A 19,592-nucleotide genomic window follows, 5' to 3' on the forward strand; every position below is an offset into this window, starting at 1 on the left:
GGGTCGGGCAGGGATGGAGGGGTCAACATGGGGGCCAATACCAAGCTGGTCGCCGCACTGCAACATCGAACGCCATTTACCAGCCCGTCGTTCCGGGCGCGCCTTTGAACGGGCCGATCAGGTTGGCGGTGATCCAGCCACCGTAGAAGTCGCCGGGTTGCGGCAGCACCTGCTCGTCGCCGACGAAACAGGCATCGACGCGGCTGGCGTAGACCGCGAGATGATCCTTGATCGCGAGGAAATCGAGCGTGGGATCAGGGTAGCTCCAGGCTGCGTTGCGGGCGATGTGGTTGCCGTGCCGCAGGGTCCAGTAGGCGGCGCGGCCTTTCCATTCGCAGAAGCTGCCGCCCTCGGCCGCTTCGATCGCGCAGGAGAAGGCGCCGGGAGGAAGATAGTAGGTCGGCGGGTGGCTGGTCTCCAGGGTGCGCCATCCTGCCGTGGTGGAGGCGATGACATCGCCGCCGAGGACGATGCGGATCGGCAGATCGATCGGTTCGAGCCGGGGCGGGCGCGGATAATCCCAGACATTTTCGGGCTCGTTGAGGGTCGTGCGGATTGACGGCTCGATCGGCATGGCGACGGGGTCCTGTCTGACGGGCAGTGGGTCGGCTACCGTGGCGTATGCCTGTCAGATCACATCGATACGCTGGCGACAAGGGAAATCATCACGATACGGACATGAAAAAACCCCGGTGCATTGCACCGGGGTTTGCCGCGGAAGCGGAGGCAATCAGGACTTGGTCGGGATACCGAACAGCGTCGGCAGATCGACATAGAGCTGAATGCCGAAGACGGCGGCATTCGGCAGGTTATGGGTCGAGTAGGTCGAGAAGCCCTGCCCGTCCGGATTGATGATGTACTGGAAGTTCGGCATGATGTTCAGCCATTTATTAGCCTGCCAGGAATAGTGCAGTTCGGTCATGATCAGGTTGTGATCGGGATATCCTGCACCGCCCTCCGTCAGACGGGTCTGGTAGAGCGAGTTGAGGTAGCGGTTATTGTAGTGGATACCGCTGACCGCGAGGCCGATATTGTCATTCGGGCGGCTCGCGAACGGACCTTCCCAGATCATGCCGGCTTCGGCCTGCAGGTTCGAGACCTGCTTGCCGCCGGCGGTGCCCAGCATGGCTTCGCCGAACACATAAACGCCGCGCGGCGAGTTCGGGCTGGTCTGGTAGACCATTTGCTGACCCTGAACATAGACGGCGGATTCGTTGTTGTAGGTGCCCGGACCATAATAAGGTGCCGTGTAGCTGGCCCGGTCGAAGATGGCGCCGATGTCGTAACGGTTATTCGCGATCGCGCCGGGGGTTTTCCACTTGTAGCCGAGTTCGACCGGCAGCAGATAGCCGTTCGAACCTTCGGTTCCCCAGTAGAAGCCGTGATGGGCATCGGGGTTTTCATTGTTGGTCGACTGATAGGCGCCGACCTTCAAGTACAGGTTCGGAGTCGGCGTGATCAGCAGGCGGCCACCCCACACCGCGACGGCGTAGAAATTCGTCGTCGTGATCTTGCCCATGTCCGGCGGATTGCCGCAGATCGCGTTGGACTGGAAATCGCAATAGAACGAGGACACGTCGAAACTATCCGGCATGTCGGTACGGCCGGCCTCGATATCCACCATGTTGTCGAACAGCTTCTGTTCGTAGGTGAAGATGGTGAGCTGCGCGGTCTGCCCGCCACCATAGATCTGCTGGACTGACACGCTGTTATTGATCGTCTGGGCCGCTAGATTGTTGCCGTGACGCTGGGTGAACAGCACGTGGAACGAGCCGCCCTTGATGCCGGCGAGTTTTTCCATGTCGAACGTCGCGCCGAAATTCAGCTCGCCCGCATAATCGGTGCCCTGGCGCTGGCCGCCGCTGACCGACCCTGCAAATTCGCCGAGATAACGCGAGTTCAGGTAGATGCCGTCATTGTAGAGGGTCTGCCCGAGCTGCTGGATCGGCGAGGGGGTCAGATTGACTTCCGGTGCCGCCTGTTGCGCATAGGCCGTGGTGCCGACACCGAGCACGGTGCCGAACAGCGTGGCGGCGGCGAGGGTCGCCGCAAGCCGACGCCGTGGCTTGACTGGTTGGTTATTGTACAAAAGGACCTCCATGTTGCTTGACGTCAAGTTGTGGCGAGCCCTGCATAGACGCCGTGCGAGCGCCCCGGTGCCGCGCCCTCGGCGCCGGACAGGATCGATCAGCGGCCGCCGGAAGATGACGGCCGAGGTGATGGGAATGAGCATCGGTTGCCGGCACGAACGGCGAGACCGCAGGATAGGCCTGAATGCTTGCCGCAGCGGTGATCGATCGTGCCAATGTTTCATCCCCCTCCAAACCCACGTTTCGCGCCGCGATACCGCGCTTGCGTGAATTATTTTTACTCTTTAAGAAACCCTTAGTGAGGTGCGCAAACGGTGTCAACACGAAAACGAAACCGCCGCGATCAGGGAAAATGGCCATGAAAGCAACTGCTAACAACGGGCATCGCGGATGACCCGGACACGCGTCAACTCCGCGCTGATCCGGCGGATAAACACCGGGCGGCTGTTTCATATCATCCGCCAGACGCCCGGCATTTCCCAGCAGCTTCTCTCGCGCGCATCGGGCATCGACCCCGCCACGATCTCGATCATCATCACCAATCTCGAAGCGGCCAGCATCGTGCGGCGCGAGACGGATGCGCCGACCGGACGGGCAGGACGCCCGACGATTGCCTTGAGCATCGATGCCCGCGCCGGCTACCTCGCCGGAATCGGGATCGAGCCCGATACGATCCGGATTGTGCTCGCGACCATCGATGGCGCCCAATGCGCCGATGTGAGTGTTCCGGGCAGTGATGACCCGGTTCGCGCCGCGCGCGCGGTGCGCGAGGGTATTGCGGCGGCGTTGCGCAGCGTCAAAGCGAAACGCGATGCGCTGCTCGGCGTCGGCGTGGCCCTGCCGGGGCTGGTGTCGCTCGAGGGCAGCGTGGTCTTCGCACCGAATCTCGGATGGCGCGATCTCGATTTCGCCGCCGACCTCGCGCGTTTGCTCGCCTGCCCCATCCGCCTGGAAAACGACGTGAAAGCCGCGGCGATCGCCGAGCATCTGTTCGGCGCCAGTCGGGATATCACCGACTTCGTCTACATCATGGGGCGGTCCGGCATCGGCGGCGGGTTGTACATGATGGGCGAGCTTTATCGCGGGCCGCATGGGCTTGCCGGCGAAATCGGCCATATGAAGCTGGTGCCCGAGGGGCGAAGCTGCAGTTGCGGCGCGCGGGGCTGTTTCGAGGCCTATGTCTCGGAGCGCGCGATCCGCGCCGAACTCGCTGCACGTGGCCACAAGGTCGGGGGTGTGGCGGAGATTCTGCGTGACCATGAAGCGGGACACGAGGTTGTCCGCGCGGTGCTCGATGAGGCGGGAACCTATCTGGGACTCGCTTTGGCCAATCTGATCAATATCGTCAGCCCGCGTCGGATCGTGCTCGGCGGCAGCCTGGCCCGGCTTGCACCCGCGCTGCTCGATGCGGCGCATCGGGCGCTGGAGCGGAATGCCCTGGCCGCGATCATGCGCGATGTCGAACTTGTGGTGTCCGCGATGGGGGACGATGCGGCGCCGATGGGCGGCATCGCCCTCGCGTTGCAGCAGTTTCTCGATGATCCGCCGATCCGCCTCGGGCGCGGCCGGGAAGGACGGGCGCAGACAAGCTGAACCAGACTCCCACATTTGCGACGATGAGATCCGGACGCGCGGATCTTCGGCCATGCTTATCCTCCACCCGGAACGCCAGACGTGAACGCCGGACGTGACAGCCAGTCGGGGCGAACCGCCACGACTGTCTTTTGTAGTTTCGTGACAATTGCGCGTCGGGCTGGCATCCGGTCAAGCCGATTTCATGGAACCGGATGATTGCCCCGATTTATCGGTGCATGTGTTGCAAAATTACCTATACAGATGAAAAGGTCATGGCATCTGGCTGATTTTACCGGACTTATCGAAAACCGCTGACCAGATCATCGGAGTTATCGATCGGCCGCGACCGCCTGATGGGTCGTTGCGGTTTGCAGGCGGGTCGCGGGTTTCGGGAATTCGGAATTACGCAAATCAGGGTCAGATCAAGCTGGCGGCGGTTTCCCCGGACCGGATCGCGCCTTCGATGGTGGAAGGCAGCGTCGTGGCGGTATAGTCGCCGGCGAGAAACAGGTTGTTCAGGCGCGTCCGCGGACCGGGGCGGCGAGCGAGCTGCGCCGGTGTCGCCGCGAACGTCGCGCGCTTCTCCCGAACCACCCGATAGGGCGGCATGGTGCGCGGCAGGCCGAAGCCGCGCCGCAGGTCGGCCCAGACTTCGGCGGCCAGCGTATCGGTGTCGGTGTCGAGACGATCATTGGCGGCGCTGATGGTGACGGAAACCACTTCGGTCTTCTCGAAGACCCATTCTGCGACCCCGCCGATCAGGCCGTAGAAGCCGGCTGGTCCGGAATCGATTCCGGCGCGGAAATGCAGGTTCAGGATCGATTCGAACTGGTCCGGAACCACGAGGCCGGTGATCAGATCGGCGGCGACCCAGGGCGGAGTTGCGAGCACGACCCGGTCGTTCGGGGCGACGATCTCGTCGATCTGCGGTCCGACCAGGCCGGTCACCCGATCGTCGGAGATGGTGAGCCCGGCGATACGCGCTCCGAAGCGGAGTTCGACCCGATGATCCCGCAGGAACGCGAGTGCAGGATCGACGAAACTTTCCGACAGGCCGATCGCGGGGTAACGCGGCATCGATGCCGCACCACCCCGGACGATGCTTTCGGCAACCACTGCCGCGAGCGGAGCCGCGGCAGCGACGGCGGGTTTGGTGTTCAAAGCCGCGATCGCGAGAGGTTCCAGCAGACGTTCATAGAGATGGCCCAGATCGCCGAGCAGGTCCGCGACGAGATCGTCCGGTCCGACCTTCTGCAACCGGCGCAAAGCGAGGTAGTCGCGCGCGCGGGTATCGGGCACCCGCCGGTTCCGGCGCAGCACCCACCATGGCAGCGTCCCCTGGTTCAAGCGAAGGGCCCAGTAGGCGCCCGATACCAGATCGATGAAGGGAAATACCGCCTGCGGCGGGCCGGTCATGGTATCGGCCGCGCCGATCCGGTCGAGATACGCTTTGGTCGAGAGGTTGCCGGACAGCAGCAGGTGATTGCCGTTGTCGATCCGGCAGCCGAGTTGAAGGTCGTCGTAGGAGCGGCAACGGCCACCCCCCCATTTCGCCGCCTCGTAGAGCACCACGCTCGCCCCCCTTGCCGCGAGCGATGTCGCGGCGGACAGTCCGGCGAGACCCGCACCGATCACGTGAATGCGGCTCATGCGCGGCGATCGGTAAACATCAGCAACTGGGCGGCCAGCAGCGCCTTGCGCCAGGCCGGCAGGCGCGGGCGGCGGGTGGGATCGCGGAAGCCGCGCCGCCGCATTCCCTCCAGCAAAGGCCGATAGGCCGCGCCCATCATCCGCGCCGGGCGCACGGCACCGGGAGCGCAACGCGCCATGGCGGCTTCCGCCTCGGCGTAATGCCCGGATGCTTCCGTGCCGATCCGGCCCATCGCGTGCGGTAATCCCGGGCTCGCCACGATCAGGGCGGGATCGAGCGGAACCGCCGCCGCGACGAGCGCCTCGCGCGGCAGGTAGATGCGCCCGCGCGCGGCATCCTCGCCGACATCGCGCAGGATATTGGTCAATTGCAGCGCGCGGCCGAGATGATAGGCGACCAGATCGCCATCGGGCGAGACTTCGCCGAACACCCGGATCGCGAGACGCCCCACGGCGGACGCCACCCGGTCGCAATACAGGTCGAGAAACGCGGCATCCGGTGCGATGATCGGCGCGCCGGCATCCATCGCCATGCCGTCGATCACCGCGTGGAAATCCGCCTGACGCAGGGCATAGCGCAGGGAGGCATCGCGCAGGACGCGGGTGACGGGATCGTCGCCGCCTTCGGACAGGCGGTCGATCCGCTGCCGCCAGATGTCGAGCCCGGCCCGTTTGGTTTCGAGCGGCGCTTCCTCATCGGCGATGTCGTCGACGGCGCGGCAGAACGCATAGATACCGTACATCGCGGTGCGGCGGCGCGCGGGCAGCACGGTCATGCCCCGGTAGAACGAGGTTCCCGCCGCACGGGTCACCGCCGCGACGAAGGCTGCATCGTCATCCATCCGGTCGGTCATGCCAGGATGCGCGGCAGGCTGACGGCGATCGCGCCGATCGCATCGGCCGGGCGCAGTTTGACCCGCCCGGCGACCGGGTCCTGCCGGGACAAATGCCGGTGCAGGCGCTGGGCCAGCCCGGCGATGATCGCGGTTTCGATCCGCAGGCCGCGGCTGCGGACCTGACCGGGAAGCCCCGCTGCGGTCCGGTTGAGCGCTGCGGTCGCGTCGAGCATAAGGTCGAACACACGGCGCAGCCCTTGCGAGGCGGCGGGGGCGTCAACCGCTTCGGCGGTCAGTCCCTCTGCCGCCAGCCAGTCACCCGGCAGATAGGACCGATCGAGCTCCGCAAGATCGCGTTTGCAATCCTGGATGTGATTGAGCACCTGCAGGCTGGCGCACAGCGCATCCGACGCGGGCCAGCTCGCCGTGCTCTCACCGTGCAGCGCCAGCACGTAGCGCCCGACCGGCGCAGCGGAATAGCGGCAGTAATCCATGAGGTCCGCCCAGTCGGCGTAACGATGCCTGACCGCATCCTGGCGGAACGCCACGAGCAACTCCCGCGCATGCACCGGATCGACCCCGGTTTCGGCGAGGCTCGCGCGCAGCCCGGCGGCGGACGCCGATCCGGTCGGGGCGGCCCCGGTGAGGACGGCTTCCATCACGTCGAGCCGGGCGATCTTGTCGGCGGCGGTGAGGCGGGGATGATCGGCGATGTCGTCGGCGTTGCGGGCAAAACGGTAATAGGCATGAACGTGGCGGCGGAGGTCGCGCCGGATCAGGATCGAGGCGACCGGAAAATTCTCGTCGTCCTTGCCCTTGCCGGAGGCGAGTTCGACATCGTCGATGAGAGCGCTCACGATCCGGCTCCATAGTCGCGGTTCTTCCACGAGGCGCCGCTGCCGGTGGCATGCCGCCACGCGGAGGCGATGGTCGCCTCCATATAGGCGAGCGCTATCAAAGGCAGCGCGAGGCCCCAATACCAGGCCAGATGATAGCGCCGCAGGGTCGGCTGGAATGTCAGCACCGCGATGGCATAGGCCATCAATCCGAACAGCCTCTCGGCACCGCCGCCGAAGATGATGGCGATCGGCGGCACCAGCCAGACCAGGGCCAGCCCCGCAATGGTGAGCGCAAGCAACGCGTAGGAATACCGCAGCTGGGTGAAGGCGGTTCGCGCGATCATCGCGCGGATGTCCCGATAATCCGGGTAGGGGCGGATCGACCGGGCCAGCGCCGAATGTCCGAGAAAGATCGCGCCGCCCTGCTTGACCCGCCGGGCGAGTGTCACGTCATCGATCAGCGCGCCCCTGATCGCAGCCAGGCCGCCGATCCGCTCCAGCGCTTCGCGCCGGATGAGCACCACGCCCCCTGCCGCCGCCGCTGTTGCCGAAAGCGGGTCGTTCACGCGGGCGAAGGGGTACAGCATCTGGAAAAAATACACGAAAGCCGGGATCAGGGCGCGTTCCGCCGCACTTTCGCAGTTCAGCCGCACCATTTCGGAAACCATGTCCAGCCGCGCCCCGCGCAACGGGGTTTCCAGCCGGGCCATCAGGGTCGAAAGATGGTTTGGATCATGGGCGATATCGGCATCGGTGAGCAGAACGACCGGCGCCTCACCAGCGTCGATCCCCTGGCCGAGTGCCCAGAGCTTGCCCGACCAGCCGGCGGGCTTGGCACGACCTTCGATGAGGACGAAACGGGGATCGCCCCGCGCGGCCTCCCGCGCGATTGCAGCGGTTCCGTCGGTGCTGCCGTCATCGACGAGCAAGACCCGGAACGGACCGGGATAATCCTGGGCCAGCAGTGAGGTGATGACGGTGCCTATCGAGCCGGCTTCGTCGCGTGCGGGGATCACGATGTCGACCGGTAGCCCAGAAACGGCCAGGGCAGGGGCCAGTTCCGGGCGACTTTCCCAGAACCGACCATGCAGCGCGTAGAGATAGACCCAGATCAGCAACGCAACGATCGTGAGGATCATGCCGTCTCCACCACGCGCGCCGCAATGCGATCCTGCGCGATCACCCCGCGGCGCACCAGATCGTCGATGGCATCACGCACAGCCACGGCGGCGGGGCGCGGCGCGTAGCCCAGCGCGGCGATGGCCTTTGCCGAGGAAAAAAACATCAGGCGCCGGGCCATGCGCAGCATGTCGCGGGTCATCAGCGGGTCCGTGCCGGTGCGGTTCGCCCAAAACTCCATCACGACGGCGATCGGCATCAGCGGGGCGATCGGCAGTTTGACACGGGGTGGGGATCGTCCGGCCATCGTCGCGATCATGCCCACGATATCCGACAGCATCAGGTTCTCGCCGCCGAGAATATAGCTCTCACCGGTCCTGCCCTGCAGCAGGGCGAGAATGTGCCCCTCCGCGACATCATCGACATGCACGATGTTCATTCCGGTCTCGACATAGGCCGGCATGCGCCCGCGCGCGGCATCGCGCACCATGCGACCGGTCGGTGTCGGTTTGAGATCGCCCGGCCCGATCGGTGTGGACGGGTTGACCAGCACGACGTCGAGGCCGCCAGCGGCCAGGTTTCTCACCGCGATCTCAGCGGCATATTTGGATTGCTTGTACGTGCCGACATGATCCGCTGCGACATGCGGTGTGGTTTCATCGGCGGGCGAGCCATCCCGCGTCAGCCCCAGTGCCGCGACGCTGCTGGTATAGATCACCCGCTCGACGCCCGCTGCCCGTGCCGCCCGCAGCAGCGCGGTCGTGCCTCCGATATTGACCCGCTGCATCGCTGCCGGATCCGGCACGAACAGCCGGTAATCGGCGGCGACATGAAATACGAACCGGCAGCCTTCGACCGCGCGCTCCAGCGAATCAGGATCGGTCAGATCGCCCACGATACGTTCGCCCGGCAGTCCCGCCAGATTGGTCGGGTCACTGGTCCGCCGGTGCATCAGGCGCAGGGGAAAGCCGCGCCGCGCCAGCGCCCGCGCGACCGCTGCGCCGATGAAACCGGAAGCCCCGGTTACCAGGGTCGGTCGTGCGTCAGGAAGGATCGGGGCGGTCATCATCGGGTTCAGTCAGGATAAGGGGGAATAACGGATTGCGCCACAGCGGTGGGCCCGGCGGTGGCATACCGAGAAACTCGGGCGACTGCAAAAAAGCCCGATCGCACCGATGTGATGCGGTATCATGGAAGGTTACATTTTGTTATGAGCGATCCGGTTCAAGGAGCTGATCTGGTGAAACTGCGTATGCGATCGTCCTCGGGGTGGATCGGGTGATCCGCCGTCTCGGCATCTGGCCCGCAGCCTTCGCGCTCGCCGGGCTCGCGCTGTTCACGATCACCATCGCCTGGCTGGGATGGGGCGGCATCGTGCACGCGCTGGAGCAGGTGAGCGCCTGGGGCTTCACGCTCTATTTCGTGGTGCAGCTCGTGGTGATCGCCGGTCTGGCGGGTGCATGGCGGCTGTTGTTGCGCAGCGGATCGGGCGGGCGATTCTGGCTGCTGTACTGGGGGCGGATGGTGCGGGATTCGGCGGGCGAGTTCCTGCCGTTCTCCCATGTCGGCGGGTTCATCCTCGGTGGCCGGGCCATCGCCCTCGGGGGCGTGGCGTTTGCCGACGCCGCCGCCTCGACCCTTGCCGATGTGACCATCGAGTTCCTCGCCGAACTCATCTTCATCGCCACCGGGCTCGGATTGCTCGCGTTTCTGGCACCTCACAGCGATCTGCTTCGTCCGGTCGGTCTCGGTCTTGCCGTGGCTGTTCTCGGCGCGATCGGCTTTCTGTTCGTGCAGAAGGGCGGCGGGCGGCTGTTTCGCGGTCTCGCGATGCGGATTGCCGGGCGTTCGGCCGAGAGTGCATCGGTCAGGATGGAACGCCTTCAGGCCGCGCTCGATCAGATCTATGCGCGACCGGGGCGGATGCTGATGGCGGGCGCGCTCCATCTGCTCTGCTGGTTCGCGACCGGGGTTGCCTCCTATGTTGCGTTCCATGCCCTCGGCCAGAATATCTCCCCGATCGATGCTCTGGCGATCGAGGCCTTGCTTCATGCGATCCTCGCTGCCGGTTTTTTCATCCCCGGGCGCATCGGCGTGCAGGAAGCGGCCTACACGCTGCTCGGCGCGGTATTCGGTATTCCCCCCGATGTCGCGCTCTCGGTTTCACTGCTGCGCCGGGCGCGTGATCTGATTGTCGCGATTCCGGTATTGCTGATCTGGCAGGGGATCGAGGCACGCCGCCTGCAACCCGCGCCGGGCGACGCACCGTGACCGGTGGGTCCGCTCACCGCCCTTGCGCGGCGGTCGGCCCATTGGATATGAACGGAGTTTCCGCAGTCAGGGAGTTTGCGCCATGGGTTTGCTCGCCATCATCGTTCTCGGCCTGATCGCCGGCTGGATCGCAAGCCTGATCGTCGACAATGCCGGCAAGGGGCCGCTGGTCGACATGGTGCTCGGCATCATCGGCGCGCTGGTCGGCGGCGCGATCTTTTCGGCCCTGGGTGCGGCGCCGATTACCGGGTTCAATCTGTACAGCCTGTTCGTCGCGGTGATCGGCTCGGTCGTGGTGCTGGTGATCTATCACGCGATTTCCGGCCAGCGCCGGCTCTGATGCCGGGCGGTCGCCGCCCCTGATCGATCCTGTCGATCCGCACCCGATCAAGACGGATTACGCGCAACTAAAAGTTGTGTTATATTCGCCTTATGACGACACGGTTGCATAACGATTGCCCAGTGTCACCGCTCGGCCGGTTGCATCGGCTGGATGGTTTGCGCGGCCTGCTGGCGGTTTATGTGATGCTGGGGCATATCGCGCCGTTCATACCGTGGCCGCCGTTCCTTGGCCGGATCGTCGAGGCTCTGGTCAGTCATGGCCTCGCCGGGGTCGATCTGTTTTTCGCGCTGTCCGGGCTGGTGATCGTGCAATCGATGTCGCGTTTCGAGGGGCGGGTCACGGCCTTCCTTGCCGCGCGGGCGAGACGGCTGCTGCCGGTCTATTTCGTCGTCCTGATCTTTGCGATCGTGGTCCTTGCCGGTCCGTCGCCGTTCGCCGTGATGCCATGGCTGCACCCCGGCGATCCGGCGCATCAGATCTGGCAAGCGGGACTGCCCCGCCCCCTATGGGTTCATGTCGCGGTGCACGCCACGCTGCTGCAAGGGATGATCCCGCAGGGCCTGCTGCCCGATGCCGAATTCGCCCTGCTGGGTCCGGCCTGGAGTCTTTCGACCGAATGGCAGTTCTACGTCGTGATCGCAGTACTCATGGCATGGGCCGGCGGGGATCGCCGGGGCTTGACGCGTCTGACCCTGCTGTGCCTCGCGGTTGCCGTGGTCAGCAGGTGTTATGCCGGTCTGGCCCCGTTCGGCTGGCAGTTTCCGCGCGCGTTCCTGCCCAACGAGGCAGCGTATTTCGCCATCGGCATCGCGGCTGCGCGGATGTGGCGCGGGGGCGGCATCGGGTTGATGGGGATGAGTGTGGTGATCGCGATGCTGCTCGGGGCGAGCCATGCCAGCGGGTTGGCGATGCTGGGCAAGGCGTTGCCTCCGCTGATCTGGGTCATCGCGATTGCCGCGCAACGCGCGCCCCGGTTCAGCCTCGTCCGGCCGGTCGCGTGGGCGCTGGGTCATCCCGCGATGCTGTGGCTCGGCGCGATTTCATACCCGCTCTACCTCGTCAATGAACCGGTGGGCCGTGGGCTCGCCGTGGTTATCGGGCGGATGACGGCGTCCGACCCGGTGATGTTTTCGCTGCTATGGGGCCCGCTCACGCTGGCTATGTCGATCGGCGCGGCAGCGATATTGCATTACGCAATCGAAATGCGGTTCATGCGCCAGCGGATGGCAAACCTCAGTCTGCCGGCAGCGGCGCCGGGAGCAGGGCCGTCGTCGTCGGGTCGGGTGGCGGGGTAATCCAGGCGAGGCTGCCGATAGTGCCGCATTTGCGGCAACTGGCCTGCCACTCGGGGTGGACGGTTTCGCAGGCGGCACACACCCACCGCGCACCCGCGACCCCATTGGCTTTGGCGGCATGGCGCTGGGCTTCGCCGGCCAGATCCGCCGCGCGCGCCGTCTGCGCCAGCAAGGCTTCGCTCTCAGGATGGCCGGGATTGGCATTGGCGAGTTTTTGCGCCGCACGGGCACGGTCGAGCGGCAGCTTGATCGTCGAAAGATAGGCGGTCGCGAGGTCGGGATGAGGTGCGGCTTTCCAGCCCGCAACCAGCGCCCTCTGGGCCCGCCACAAATGCCCCGCCCGCTCGTGCGCGGCGTAGAGAGCGAGATAGGCCGGAGCCAGATTAGGCGCCGACCGTACAGCGTCCCTCGCCCAGTCGATCGCCAGTGGGCCGGATGTCGCGGTGCGCGAGGCCATGATGGCCAGAGCCGCCCGCGCCGGCTTATCGGTGGCGAGCCGTGCGGCATCGGCGAAATTGCTCTGGCTGAGCGCCAATTGCACCCGCTGATCCCGCAGCCAGACCGAATTGGGGTAGGCGGTTGCGGCCTGGCGCGCCTGCGCCTCGGCTTCGGCCAGTGCCGCGGCATTGCCGCTCAGTTGCGTCCGGTGATGGACCAGTCCGCGCCAGCCGAGGAATCCGGCGTCGCGATGCTGTGCCAAGGCAGCGAAATGAGCATCCGCCGCCTCATGATCCCCCGCCCGACGAGCCGATTCACCCGCCACGTATAAGGTGAGCGGAGCATCCGGCGCGTATTGCCGGGCGATCCGCGCATGATTGCCTGCGGTCCGGTCATCGCCCGCCGCCATCGCGGACAGGGCCCGCAACGAGGCGGCATCGGCATTGTTGCGCCGTGTAATCATCCGCCGCCGGGCGAGCCGCGCGGGCGAGCGCAATAAAGCGCGGATGATGCCGACGATCAGCACGCCGACGAAAACCACGATCGCCAGCAGCAGGATTGCAATCGGCGTCGAGGCGGTCGCGGCATAGTGGCCGAAGTCGATCGTCACATGGCCGGGCAGTGTGGCAACGTACCAGACCAGCGCCAGGACGATGATCGCGACAAGGGCGAAACCGAACGCGCGAAGCATCAGCTCTGCCCTGCCATGGTCGCCAGTGCCGCGCGGGCGGCAAGCAGATGATCGGCCTGCCGGGTCCACGGAGCCATCGCGGCCTTGGCCGGTGAAGGCAATTCTTTCAGTGCGGCAACGGCACCCCCGAGATCGTCATCGTCGAGATCGGTCTGAGCCTTTCCGAGCGCCCCGGCGGCCCGGCTGCCCACCAGCACGTCGTGATCGTGCCGGATCGTCACCAGGCTTTCGATATGACCTTTGACATTACGCCAGAAACCACCATGCGCGGTCACCTCGCCGCCGGCCCGTTCGGCCTTGCGTGCGTAAGCGGGAAACGAGGCTTTCAGCGCACCGATCGTGGGTGGACGCGCCGTCGCGTAGCGCATCAACGCGTCCGGCGCATTGGCAAGCGGACCGAGCGGGTCGCCGTTCTGCAGCGCAAGGCTTGCCTGCGCCAGCCGGGCCATGGTTTTGGCCTGATCGGCCAGCTTGGGCAGATCCGCCGCCTTGCTTTGCAGATCCGCCATGGCGGCGTGATCGGCGAGGGTCGTGGTCGAGAGCGCGGCGATGCTGGCCTGCATCGCGGTGATCTCCTTGGCCAGTTCGGGCGGCACGCTCGGCGCGGCGGGCGCCTGCGGCACGGCGGCGGGGGCGGGTTGCGCTGCCGGTGCTGCCTTGAGATGGTCGACTTTATCCTCCAGCGCCGCCATTCGGGATTCCAGCCGATCGACGCGTTGATCGACCTCGGCGATCCGTGCCGATTGCGCGGCCAATGCGGTGGAATCATCGTTGCGGGCAATCGTCCTGAACAGCCACGCCTCGCCCCCGGCCAGCAGGAGAAATGCAATGACGCCGATCAGCCCCAGTGACAATCTGCGGGTGCGCGCGGGTTCGGCCGCAGCGGTGCCGATCGGTTCGGGCCGGTCGGCCTCGGGCTCGACCGTCGATCCTGCGGACGCGGCAGCAGGGAGGGTGAAATTCGGTACGGGATCGGGGCTCGGATCGTGATCGGTCATGGCAGCAGCGATAGCATGTGATCCTGATCCGGTGAAACCGCGGTGCGGATGGCGTCGAAGCCGAGGCGGGCGAGGGGGGCTGCCGCCGCAGGGCTGATCGCGACCGCAATGGCGCGGTGCAAGGCCCGCGCCAGCCCGGCGCTTGTTACCAGCGACGCGAAACGCCGCGCGGTTGCCGGCGAAAAGATCATCACCCGGTCGATCTCCTCGGCATCGAGTGCCGCCTGCGCCGCCGGAGCGAGGAAGGGCGCAGGTGCGGACCGGTAGACCACCCGCCGGCTCACTTTCAGCCCCGCGAGGCGCAAGGCGCGGGCGAGATCGAGACTATGCCCCTCGCCGCAGGGAAGCAGCAGGCGCGCCGCCTGCGGCATGGCGCGCGCAACGAGTGAGGCCAGTTCCTTCGCGGTACCGGCGGCGCTGTGAACCCTCTGAAACCCGGCGTGGCGGGCCCGGTCCGCCGTGGCATCACCGACCGCGAAGAGGGGAACCGGATGAAACGCGTGCGGCAGGCCCGGCAGCGCCTGAGCGCTGGCGATCACGATGGCATCGCACCGCGAGGGAAATGTGGTGGGGAGTGGTTCGATCGTCAGGCACGGTGCCAGCACGGGCACGTAGCCGCGCTCGCGCAGGATGGCGGCGGTCGCGCTGCCGCCGGGTTCCGGGCGGGTGACCAGTACGGTCAGCGGTTCAGTCAAGAAAAATGTCGGAGGGGCTGTCGCGTCGCAGGGAGGCGCCGAGTTCGGTGCCGAGCCGTTCGGCGTCGGCCACATCGGCGACGTCGCTGCGCTTGAGCAGGAAGCTCCCATCGGCGCGGGCGGTCAGACCGGTCAGATGCAGCGTGCCATCCGGCAACAGGCGGGCATAACCGCCGATCGGCGTCCGGCAGGAGCCGTCGAGGGCGGCGAGCAAGGCGCGTTCGGCGGTGGCCACCGCTTTGGCTTCCTTGTCCTCGATCATCGCGAGCAGATCGCCGAGGGCGGCATCCTCGGCCCGCACCGTGATGCCCACGATCCCCTGACAGGCCGAGGGCACCATCGCTTCCGGATCGATCGCCGCCGAAACCTCCGATTCGAAGCCGAGCCGGCGCAACCCGGCCAGAGCCAGCAGGGTCGCGTCGTACTTGCCGGTCCGTGCGGCATCGAGTCGTGTGCGCACATTGCCGCGCAGCAATTCCATTTTCAGATCGGGCCGCGCATGGAGCAGCTGTGCCTGACGCCGGACCGACGATGTGCCGATTCGCGCATTGGCCGGCAGCGCCGACCAGATTTCGGCCCCCTCCTCGATCCGATATTCATCCGACAGGATCAGCGCATCGCGCGCGTCCTCGCGCTTCATGGTGCAGGCGAGAATGATGCCGTCGGGCAGGGTGGTTTCGAGATCCTTGAGCGAGTGCACCGCGAAATCGATCCGCTTGTCGTGCAGGGCCTCGTGAATTTCCTTCGCGAACAATCCTTTGCCACCGATATCGGCGAGCGGCCGGTCGGTCACCTGATCGCCGGTGGTGCTGATGATCTCGGCCTGAAAGGCATCGGGCGCGTAGCCGAGTGCCGGACAGATCTCGCGCAGGGCCGCGAGAAACATCTCGGTCTGTCTGCGCGCCAGCGGCGAGCCGCGCGTGCCGACCCGTAAGGGCAGGCGGCCGGTATGGGGGGCGACTTTGGGTGCAGCCGTGGTTTCCTGGTCCATCGGCCTTGCTTTAAAGGAACGTCATGGAAAGAAAAGTGGAAATGTCAGTTTCCGATGACACGAACGGGCGTGATCCACCCGCGATGATGCTGGGGATCGAAAGCTCGTGCGACGAAACCGCCTGCGCCGTGCTCGACGGGGAGGGCAGGGTGCGCGCCGAGATCGTGGCGAGTCAGATCGCCGATCATGCCCCGTTCGGTGGCGTGGTGCCCGAAATTGCTGCGCGCGCGCACCTCGCCGCTCTGGCGCCGATGGTGCGCGCCGCTCTCGCCGAAGCGGGGATCGCGGCGCGCGACCTCAGCGGAATCGCGGCGACGGTGGGGCCCGGTCTGATCGGAGGCCTGATCGTGGGTGCCGGATTTGCGAAGGGGATGGCGCTGGCGACCGGTGCTGCGTTCTACGCCATCAACCATCTCGAAGCCCACGCGCTGACCGCGCGGCTCCCCGGCATTGCAGCCCGGGCGCCGGATTTCCCCTACCTGCTGCTGCTGGTCTCCGGGGGCCATACCGCGCTTATCGCGGTCGAGGCGGTGGGGCGCTATCGCCGCCTCGGCACGACGCTCGACGATGCCGCCGGCGAGGTGTTCGACAAGGTCGCGAAACTGCTCGGCCTCGGCTATCCCGGCGGCCCGGCGCTCGAAGCGCTCGCAGCCGAGGGCGATCCGGCCCGGTTTACCCTGCCGCGCCCGCTGCTCGGGCGGGCGGGTTGCGATTTTTCATTCTCCGGCCTCAAGACCGCCGTGGCACAGATCGTCTCACGCCTGCCGCCCGGCAGCCTGCCACGCGGGATGGCAGCGGATATCGCCGCCTCGTTTCAGGCCGCCGTGGTTGAGGCGATGGCCGATCGCCTTTCACATGCGCTGGCGATGATGCCCGATGCGACCTGCGTGGTTGTCGCCGGGGGCGTCGCCTCGAATCGCGCGATCCGTGGGCGGCTGGAAGCGACTGCCACGGCAGGAGGGCTTACCCTGATCGCACCACCTCTCCGTCTTTGTACCGACAACGCAACGATGGTCGCCTGGGCCGCGATCGAACGGCGTCGTGCCGGGTATTCATCCGATGATCTGGCGGCGCACTGCCGGCCACGCTGGCCGCTTGATGGTGCAGTGCAAAGTTTGATTGCGGGCAAGGCGGTTTCCGTGGCAGTCTGATTATGAGGCTCTAACGCAATAAACAAAGAGGTGACTTTTCGATGGATAACTCGCCGGTGCAGGACCGCATCGACCCGACCAGGCGCGCGAAAAAGCCCCTCTCGGCCGATCCGCCGCCGCTGGCACCGATCCGCACGAGCGAGGACTGGCGCGAGGCGATCGTTGCGAAACTGATCTACGGCGTCGGCAAAAACGTAGTAACCGCGAACGACCGGGACTGGTTCGTGGCCCTTGCCCTCGCCCTGCGCGACCGGGTGGTGGAGCGCTGGATTGCCAGCACCAATAAAATCTACGATCGCGGTCACAAGCGGGTCTATTACCTCTCGCTGGAATTCCTGATCGGCCGGCTGATGTTCGACACGCTCACCAATCTGGGCATGGTCGATGTCACCCGCAGCGCGCTTGCCGGTCTCGGCGTCGATCTCGACCGGGTGCGCGATGCCGAACCCGATGCCGCCCTCGGCAATGGCGGTCTCGGGCGACTCGCCGCCTGTTTCATGGAAAGCATGGCCACACTCGCCATCCCGGGATACGGCTATGGCATTCGCTACAATAACGGCTTGTTCAAGCAGGCGATCGACGACGGACGGCAACTCGAATTCCCGGAAGACTGGCTCGCCGTCGGCAATCCCTGGGAGTTCGAGCGGCCTGAAGTGTCCTACGATATCGGCTTCGGTGGGTCGGTCGAGGCGGTGCGCGACGATAATGGCGACGCCCGCCACGTCTGGCACCCCGGCGAGGTGGTGCGCGCGGTCGCGTACGATACGCCGGTGGTCGGCTGGCGGGGCCGGCACGTCAATTCGCTGAGGCTCTGGTCGGCCCGCGCGGTCGATCCGCTTCAGCTCGAAACCTTCAATGCCGGCGATTATGTCGGCGCGCTGGCGCAGGATGTCCGGGCGCAATCGATCTCGCGCGTGCTCTACCCTTCAGATGCAACCCCGGCGGGGCAGGAACTCCGGCTCCGCCAGGAATATTTCTTTGCCGCCGCCTCGCTGCAGGACATGCTCCGCCGGCATATCGCACAGTTCAAGGATCTGCGCCTCCTGCCGCAGAAGGTCGCGATCCAGTTGAACGACACCCACCCTTCCATCGCGGTGGCCGAGCTGATGCGGCTGCTGATCGACGTTCATGGCATCCCCTGGGCGGATGCGTGGGAGATCACCAAAGGCACGTTCTCCTACACCAATCACACCCTGCTGCCCGAGGCGCTGGAAACCTGGCCGGTGCCGCTGATGGAGCGGATGTTGCCGCGCCAGATGCAGATCATCTACCTGATCAACGCCGAACACCTCGAACAGGTTCGCCTGCTCGGCATGGGCAGTAACGAAAAACTCGCCGGGCTGTCCCTGATCGATGAATCCCACGGTCGCCGGGTGCGAATGGGCACGCTCGCCTTCATCGGGTCCCACCGGATCAACGGCGTCTCGGCCCTGCACACCGACCTGATGCGCGAGACGGTGTTCGCCGATCTGCACCGGATGTTCCCCGAGCGGATCACCAACGTCACCAACGGCATCACCTTCCGGCGCTGGCTCTATGAGGCCAATCCCGGCCTCACCCGCCTGCTGGTGGAGGCGCTGGGCGAGCATGTGTGTGACGATCCTGCCGAGCTCGCCGGACTGCGCGATCTGGCAACCGATGCCGGGTTCCGCAACCGCCTGATCGCCTGCCGGCGCAACCACAAGATCACCCTGGCGAAATGGGTGCGCGACCGGATGCGGATCAAGCTCGATCCCGATGCGATGTTCGACATCCACGTCAAGCGGATCCACGAATATAAACGCCAGCTTCTCAATATTCTCGAAACCATCGCTCTCTACGATGCGATCCGCGCCCGCCCTTCGGCGGGCTGGGTGCCGCGGGTGAAAATCTTCGCGGGCAAGGCGGCGGCGAGCTATCATCAGGCCAAGCTGATCATCAAGCTGATCAACGATGTGGCACGGGTCATCAACAGCGATCCGACGGTGCGCGGCCTGCTCAAGGTCGTGTTCATGCCGAATTTCAATGTCAGCCTCGCCGAAATGATCATCCCGGCGGCGGATCTCTCCGAGCAGATTTCCACCGCCGGCATGGAGGCATCCGGCACCGGCAACATGAAATTCGCCCTGAACGGCGCGTTGACCATCGGCACGCTCGATGGCGCCAATGTCGAGATCCGCGATCATGTCGGCGATGAGAACATTTTTATCTTCGGTCTCACCGCCGCCGAGGTCGCCGCGCGCAAGCGGGACGGCTGGCGCCCGCAGCAATCGATCAGCGCCTCTCCGGCGCTCGCCGAAGTGATCGATGCGGTGTGGTCGGGGGTCTTTTCACCTGATGACTCCGCCAGGTTTCATCCGCTGGTCCATGAATTGCGCGGCGATGACCGTTTCCTCGTCACCGCCGATTTCGATTCCTACGCCGCCACCCAGCGGGCGGTCGACCGCAAATGGCTCGATCAGGAGGCGTGGTGGAAATCGTCGATCCTGAACACCGCCGGGATGGCCTATTTTTCGTCGGACCGCGCGATCGGTGATTATGCGCAGAACATCTGGCGCACCACGGGTCTGGAGACCACATGATCCAATAGAGACCGGGACCCGCGCACCAACGACGCGGGCCACAACTGAA

The 19,592-nt window shown here is 65.7% G+C and carries 18 protein-coding genes; 7 read left to right on the forward strand and 11 right to left on the reverse strand.

Annotated elements, in window-relative coordinates; translation table 11 throughout:
* Positions 1-76: 76 nt before the first annotated feature.
* Together SIL87_RS09755 and SIL87_RS09760 are read right to left on the reverse strand one after the other, a co-directional pair.
* Entirely contained in the window at positions 77-574 is a 498-nt protein-coding gene (locus SIL87_RS09755; RefSeq protein ID WP_319613979.1) for a DUF427 domain-containing protein, read from the reverse strand.
* Between the two features lie 156 nt (positions 575-730).
* Positions 731-2,101 (reverse strand): carbohydrate porin, encoded by a 1,371-nt coding sequence (locus tag SIL87_RS09760; RefSeq protein ID WP_319613980.1) that lies wholly within the window; start codon positions 2,099-2,101, stop codon positions 731-733.
* 173 nt (positions 2,102-2,274) lie between these two features.
* Here SIL87_RS09760 and SIL87_RS09765 point away from each other — a divergent pair, with 173 nt between their 5' ends.
* A complete protein-coding gene (locus SIL87_RS09765) occupies positions 2,275-2,484 on the forward strand; it encodes a hypothetical protein (RefSeq protein WP_319613981.1) in 210 nt (69 codons plus the stop codon).
* Positions 2,481-3,683 carry an ROK family transcriptional regulator gene (locus SIL87_RS09770; RefSeq protein ID WP_319613982.1) on the forward strand — a complete coding sequence of 401 codons (1,203 nt, stop codon included), beginning with the start codon at positions 2,481-2,483 and terminating at the stop codon, positions 3,681-3,683. Before SIL87_RS09765 ends, SIL87_RS09770 begins: the two co-directional genes overlap by 4 nt.
* A gap of 399 nt (positions 3,684-4,082) precedes the next feature.
* Here the strand turns inward: SIL87_RS09770 and hpnE are convergent, their stop codons facing one another.
* From hpnE to hpnA, 5 genes are read right to left on the reverse strand one after another with little or no spacing between them, the layout of a single operon-like run.
* Complete coding sequence (hpnE, locus tag SIL87_RS09775) at positions 4,083-5,315, reverse strand: hydroxysqualene dehydroxylase HpnE (protein WP_319613983.1); 1,233 nt, start codon at positions 5,313-5,315, stop codon at positions 4,083-4,085.
* Entirely contained in the window at positions 5,312-6,169 is an 858-nt protein-coding gene (hpnD, locus tag SIL87_RS09780; RefSeq protein WP_319613984.1) for a presqualene diphosphate synthase HpnD, read from the reverse strand. The genes hpnE and hpnD overlap by 4 nt, the downstream gene beginning before the upstream one ends.
* On the reverse strand, positions 6,166-7,008 hold the full coding sequence (gene hpnC, locus SIL87_RS09785; protein WP_319613985.1) for a squalene synthase HpnC: 843 nt from the start codon (positions 7,006-7,008) through the stop codon (positions 6,166-6,168). The genes hpnD and hpnC overlap by 4 nt, the downstream gene beginning before the upstream one ends.
* Positions 7,005-8,129 (reverse strand): glycosyltransferase, encoded by a 1,125-nt coding sequence (locus SIL87_RS09790; protein ID WP_319613986.1) that lies wholly within the window; start codon positions 8,127-8,129, stop codon positions 7,005-7,007. Before SIL87_RS09790 ends, hpnC begins: the two co-directional genes overlap by 4 nt.
* Positions 8,126-9,178, reverse strand: a complete 1,053-nt coding sequence (hpnA, locus tag SIL87_RS09795) for a hopanoid-associated sugar epimerase (RefSeq protein WP_319613987.1) — start codon at positions 9,176-9,178, stop codon at positions 8,126-8,128. Before hpnA ends, SIL87_RS09790 begins: the two co-directional genes overlap by 4 nt.
* A 209-nt stretch (positions 9,179-9,387) precedes the next feature.
* Here hpnA and SIL87_RS09800 point away from each other — a divergent pair, with 209 nt between their 5' ends.
* From SIL87_RS09800 to SIL87_RS09810, 3 genes are all read left to right on the forward strand, one after another.
* On the forward strand, positions 9,388-10,380 hold the full coding sequence (locus SIL87_RS09800) for a lysylphosphatidylglycerol synthase domain-containing protein (protein ID WP_319613988.1): 993 nt from the start codon (positions 9,388-9,390) through the stop codon (positions 10,378-10,380).
* A gap of 82 nt (positions 10,381-10,462) precedes the next feature.
* Positions 10,463-10,720, forward strand: coding sequence for a GlsB/YeaQ/YmgE family stress response membrane protein (locus tag SIL87_RS09805; RefSeq protein WP_319613989.1), 258 nt, complete (start codon positions 10,463-10,465; stop codon positions 10,718-10,720).
* A 122-nt stretch (positions 10,721-10,842) separates the two neighbouring features.
* Positions 10,843-12,018, forward strand: a complete 1,176-nt coding sequence (locus SIL87_RS09810; RefSeq protein WP_319613990.1) for an acyltransferase family protein — start codon at positions 10,843-10,845, stop codon at positions 12,016-12,018.
* On the opposite strand, the gene SIL87_RS09815 is transcribed toward SIL87_RS09810, so the two are convergent.
* Genes SIL87_RS09815 through hemC form a run of 4 tightly spaced genes read right to left on the reverse strand, consistent with a single transcriptional unit; the run spans position 11,957 to position 15,831 of the window.
* On the reverse strand, positions 11,957-13,147 hold the full coding sequence (locus SIL87_RS09815) for a heme biosynthesis HemY N-terminal domain-containing protein (RefSeq protein WP_319613991.1): 1,191 nt from the start codon (positions 13,145-13,147) through the stop codon (positions 11,957-11,959). The two genes, SIL87_RS09810 and SIL87_RS09815, sit on opposite strands and share 62 nt — an antisense overlap.
* A complete protein-coding gene (locus SIL87_RS09820; protein WP_319613992.1) occupies positions 13,147-14,145 on the reverse strand; it encodes a hypothetical protein in 999 nt (332 codons plus the stop codon). The genes SIL87_RS09815 and SIL87_RS09820 overlap by 1 nt, the downstream gene beginning before the upstream one ends.
* The gene (locus SIL87_RS09825) at positions 14,142-14,840 is read right to left on the reverse strand and encodes a uroporphyrinogen-III synthase (RefSeq protein WP_319613993.1); all 699 of its coding nucleotides are present in this window, start codon (positions 14,838-14,840) and stop codon (positions 14,142-14,144) included. Before SIL87_RS09825 ends, SIL87_RS09820 begins: the two co-directional genes overlap by 4 nt.
* The gene (hemC, locus tag SIL87_RS09830) at positions 14,833-15,831 is read right to left on the reverse strand and encodes a hydroxymethylbilane synthase (RefSeq protein ID WP_319613994.1); all 999 of its coding nucleotides are present in this window, start codon (positions 15,829-15,831) and stop codon (positions 14,833-14,835) included. Before hemC ends, SIL87_RS09825 begins: the two co-directional genes overlap by 8 nt.
* A 41-nt stretch (positions 15,832-15,872) precedes the next feature.
* Here hemC and tsaD point away from each other — a divergent pair, with 41 nt between their 5' ends.
* Positions 15,873-16,982 (forward strand): tRNA (adenosine(37)-N6)-threonylcarbamoyltransferase complex transferase subunit TsaD, encoded by a 1,110-nt coding sequence (tsaD, locus tag SIL87_RS09835; RefSeq protein ID WP_319613995.1) that lies wholly within the window; start codon positions 15,873-15,875, stop codon positions 16,980-16,982.
* A gap of 41 nt (positions 16,983-17,023) precedes the next feature.
* Positions 17,024-19,543, forward strand: a complete 2,520-nt coding sequence (locus SIL87_RS09840) for a glycogen/starch/alpha-glucan phosphorylase (RefSeq protein ID WP_319613996.1) — start codon at positions 17,024-17,026, stop codon at positions 19,541-19,543.
* Positions 19,544-19,592: the final 49 nt, after the last annotated feature.

The organism is Acidiphilium acidophilum, from assembly GCF_033842475.1.
GTDB classification, from domain to species: Bacteria; Pseudomonadota; Alphaproteobacteria; order Acetobacterales; family Acetobacteraceae; genus Acidiphilium; species Acidiphilium acidophilum.

Bases quoted from the DNA above. Each gene is read 5' to 3' on its own strand.
- SIL87_RS09755 (WP_319613979.1), bottom strand. From the start codon at position 574: ATGCCGATCGAGCCGTCAATCCGCACGACCCTCAACGAGCCCGAAAAT.
- SIL87_RS09760 (WP_319613980.1), bottom strand. From the start codon at position 2,101: ATGGAGGTCCTTTTGTACAATAACCAACCAGTCAAGCCACGGCGTCGG.
- SIL87_RS09765 (WP_319613981.1), top strand. From the start codon at position 2,275: ATGCTTGCCGCAGCGGTGATCGATCGTGCCAATGTTTCATCCCCCTCC.
- SIL87_RS09770 (WP_319613982.1), top strand. From the start codon at position 2,481: ATGACCCGGACACGCGTCAACTCCGCGCTGATCCGGCGGATAAACACC.
- hpnE (WP_319613983.1), bottom strand. From the start codon at position 5,315: ATGAGCCGCATTCACGTGATCGGTGCGGGTCTCGCCGGACTGTCCGCC.
- hpnD (WP_319613984.1), bottom strand. From the start codon at position 6,169: ATGACCGACCGGATGGATGACGATGCAGCCTTCGTCGCGGCGGTGACC.
- SIL87_RS09790 (WP_319613986.1), bottom strand. From the start codon at position 8,129: ATGATCCTCACGATCGTTGCGTTGCTGATCTGGGTCTATCTCTACGCG.
- hpnA (WP_319613987.1), bottom strand. From the start codon at position 9,178: ATGATGACCGCCCCGATCCTTCCTGACGCACGACCGACCCTGGTAACC.
- SIL87_RS09805 (WP_319613989.1), top strand. From the start codon at position 10,463: ATGGGTTTGCTCGCCATCATCGTTCTCGGCCTGATCGCCGGCTGGATC.
- SIL87_RS09815 (WP_319613991.1), bottom strand. From the start codon at position 13,147: ATGCTTCGCGCGTTCGGTTTCGCCCTTGTCGCGATCATCGTCCTGGCG.
- SIL87_RS09820 (WP_319613992.1), bottom strand. From the start codon at position 14,145: ATGACCGATCACGATCCGAGCCCCGATCCCGTACCGAATTTCACCCTC.
- hemC (WP_319613994.1), bottom strand. From the start codon at position 15,831: ATGGACCAGGAAACCACGGCTGCACCCAAAGTCGCCCCCCATACCGGC.
- tsaD (WP_319613995.1), top strand. From the start codon at position 15,873: ATGTCAGTTTCCGATGACACGAACGGGCGTGATCCACCCGCGATGATG.
- SIL87_RS09840 (WP_319613996.1), top strand. From the start codon at position 17,024: ATGGATAACTCGCCGGTGCAGGACCGCATCGACCCGACCAGGCGCGCG.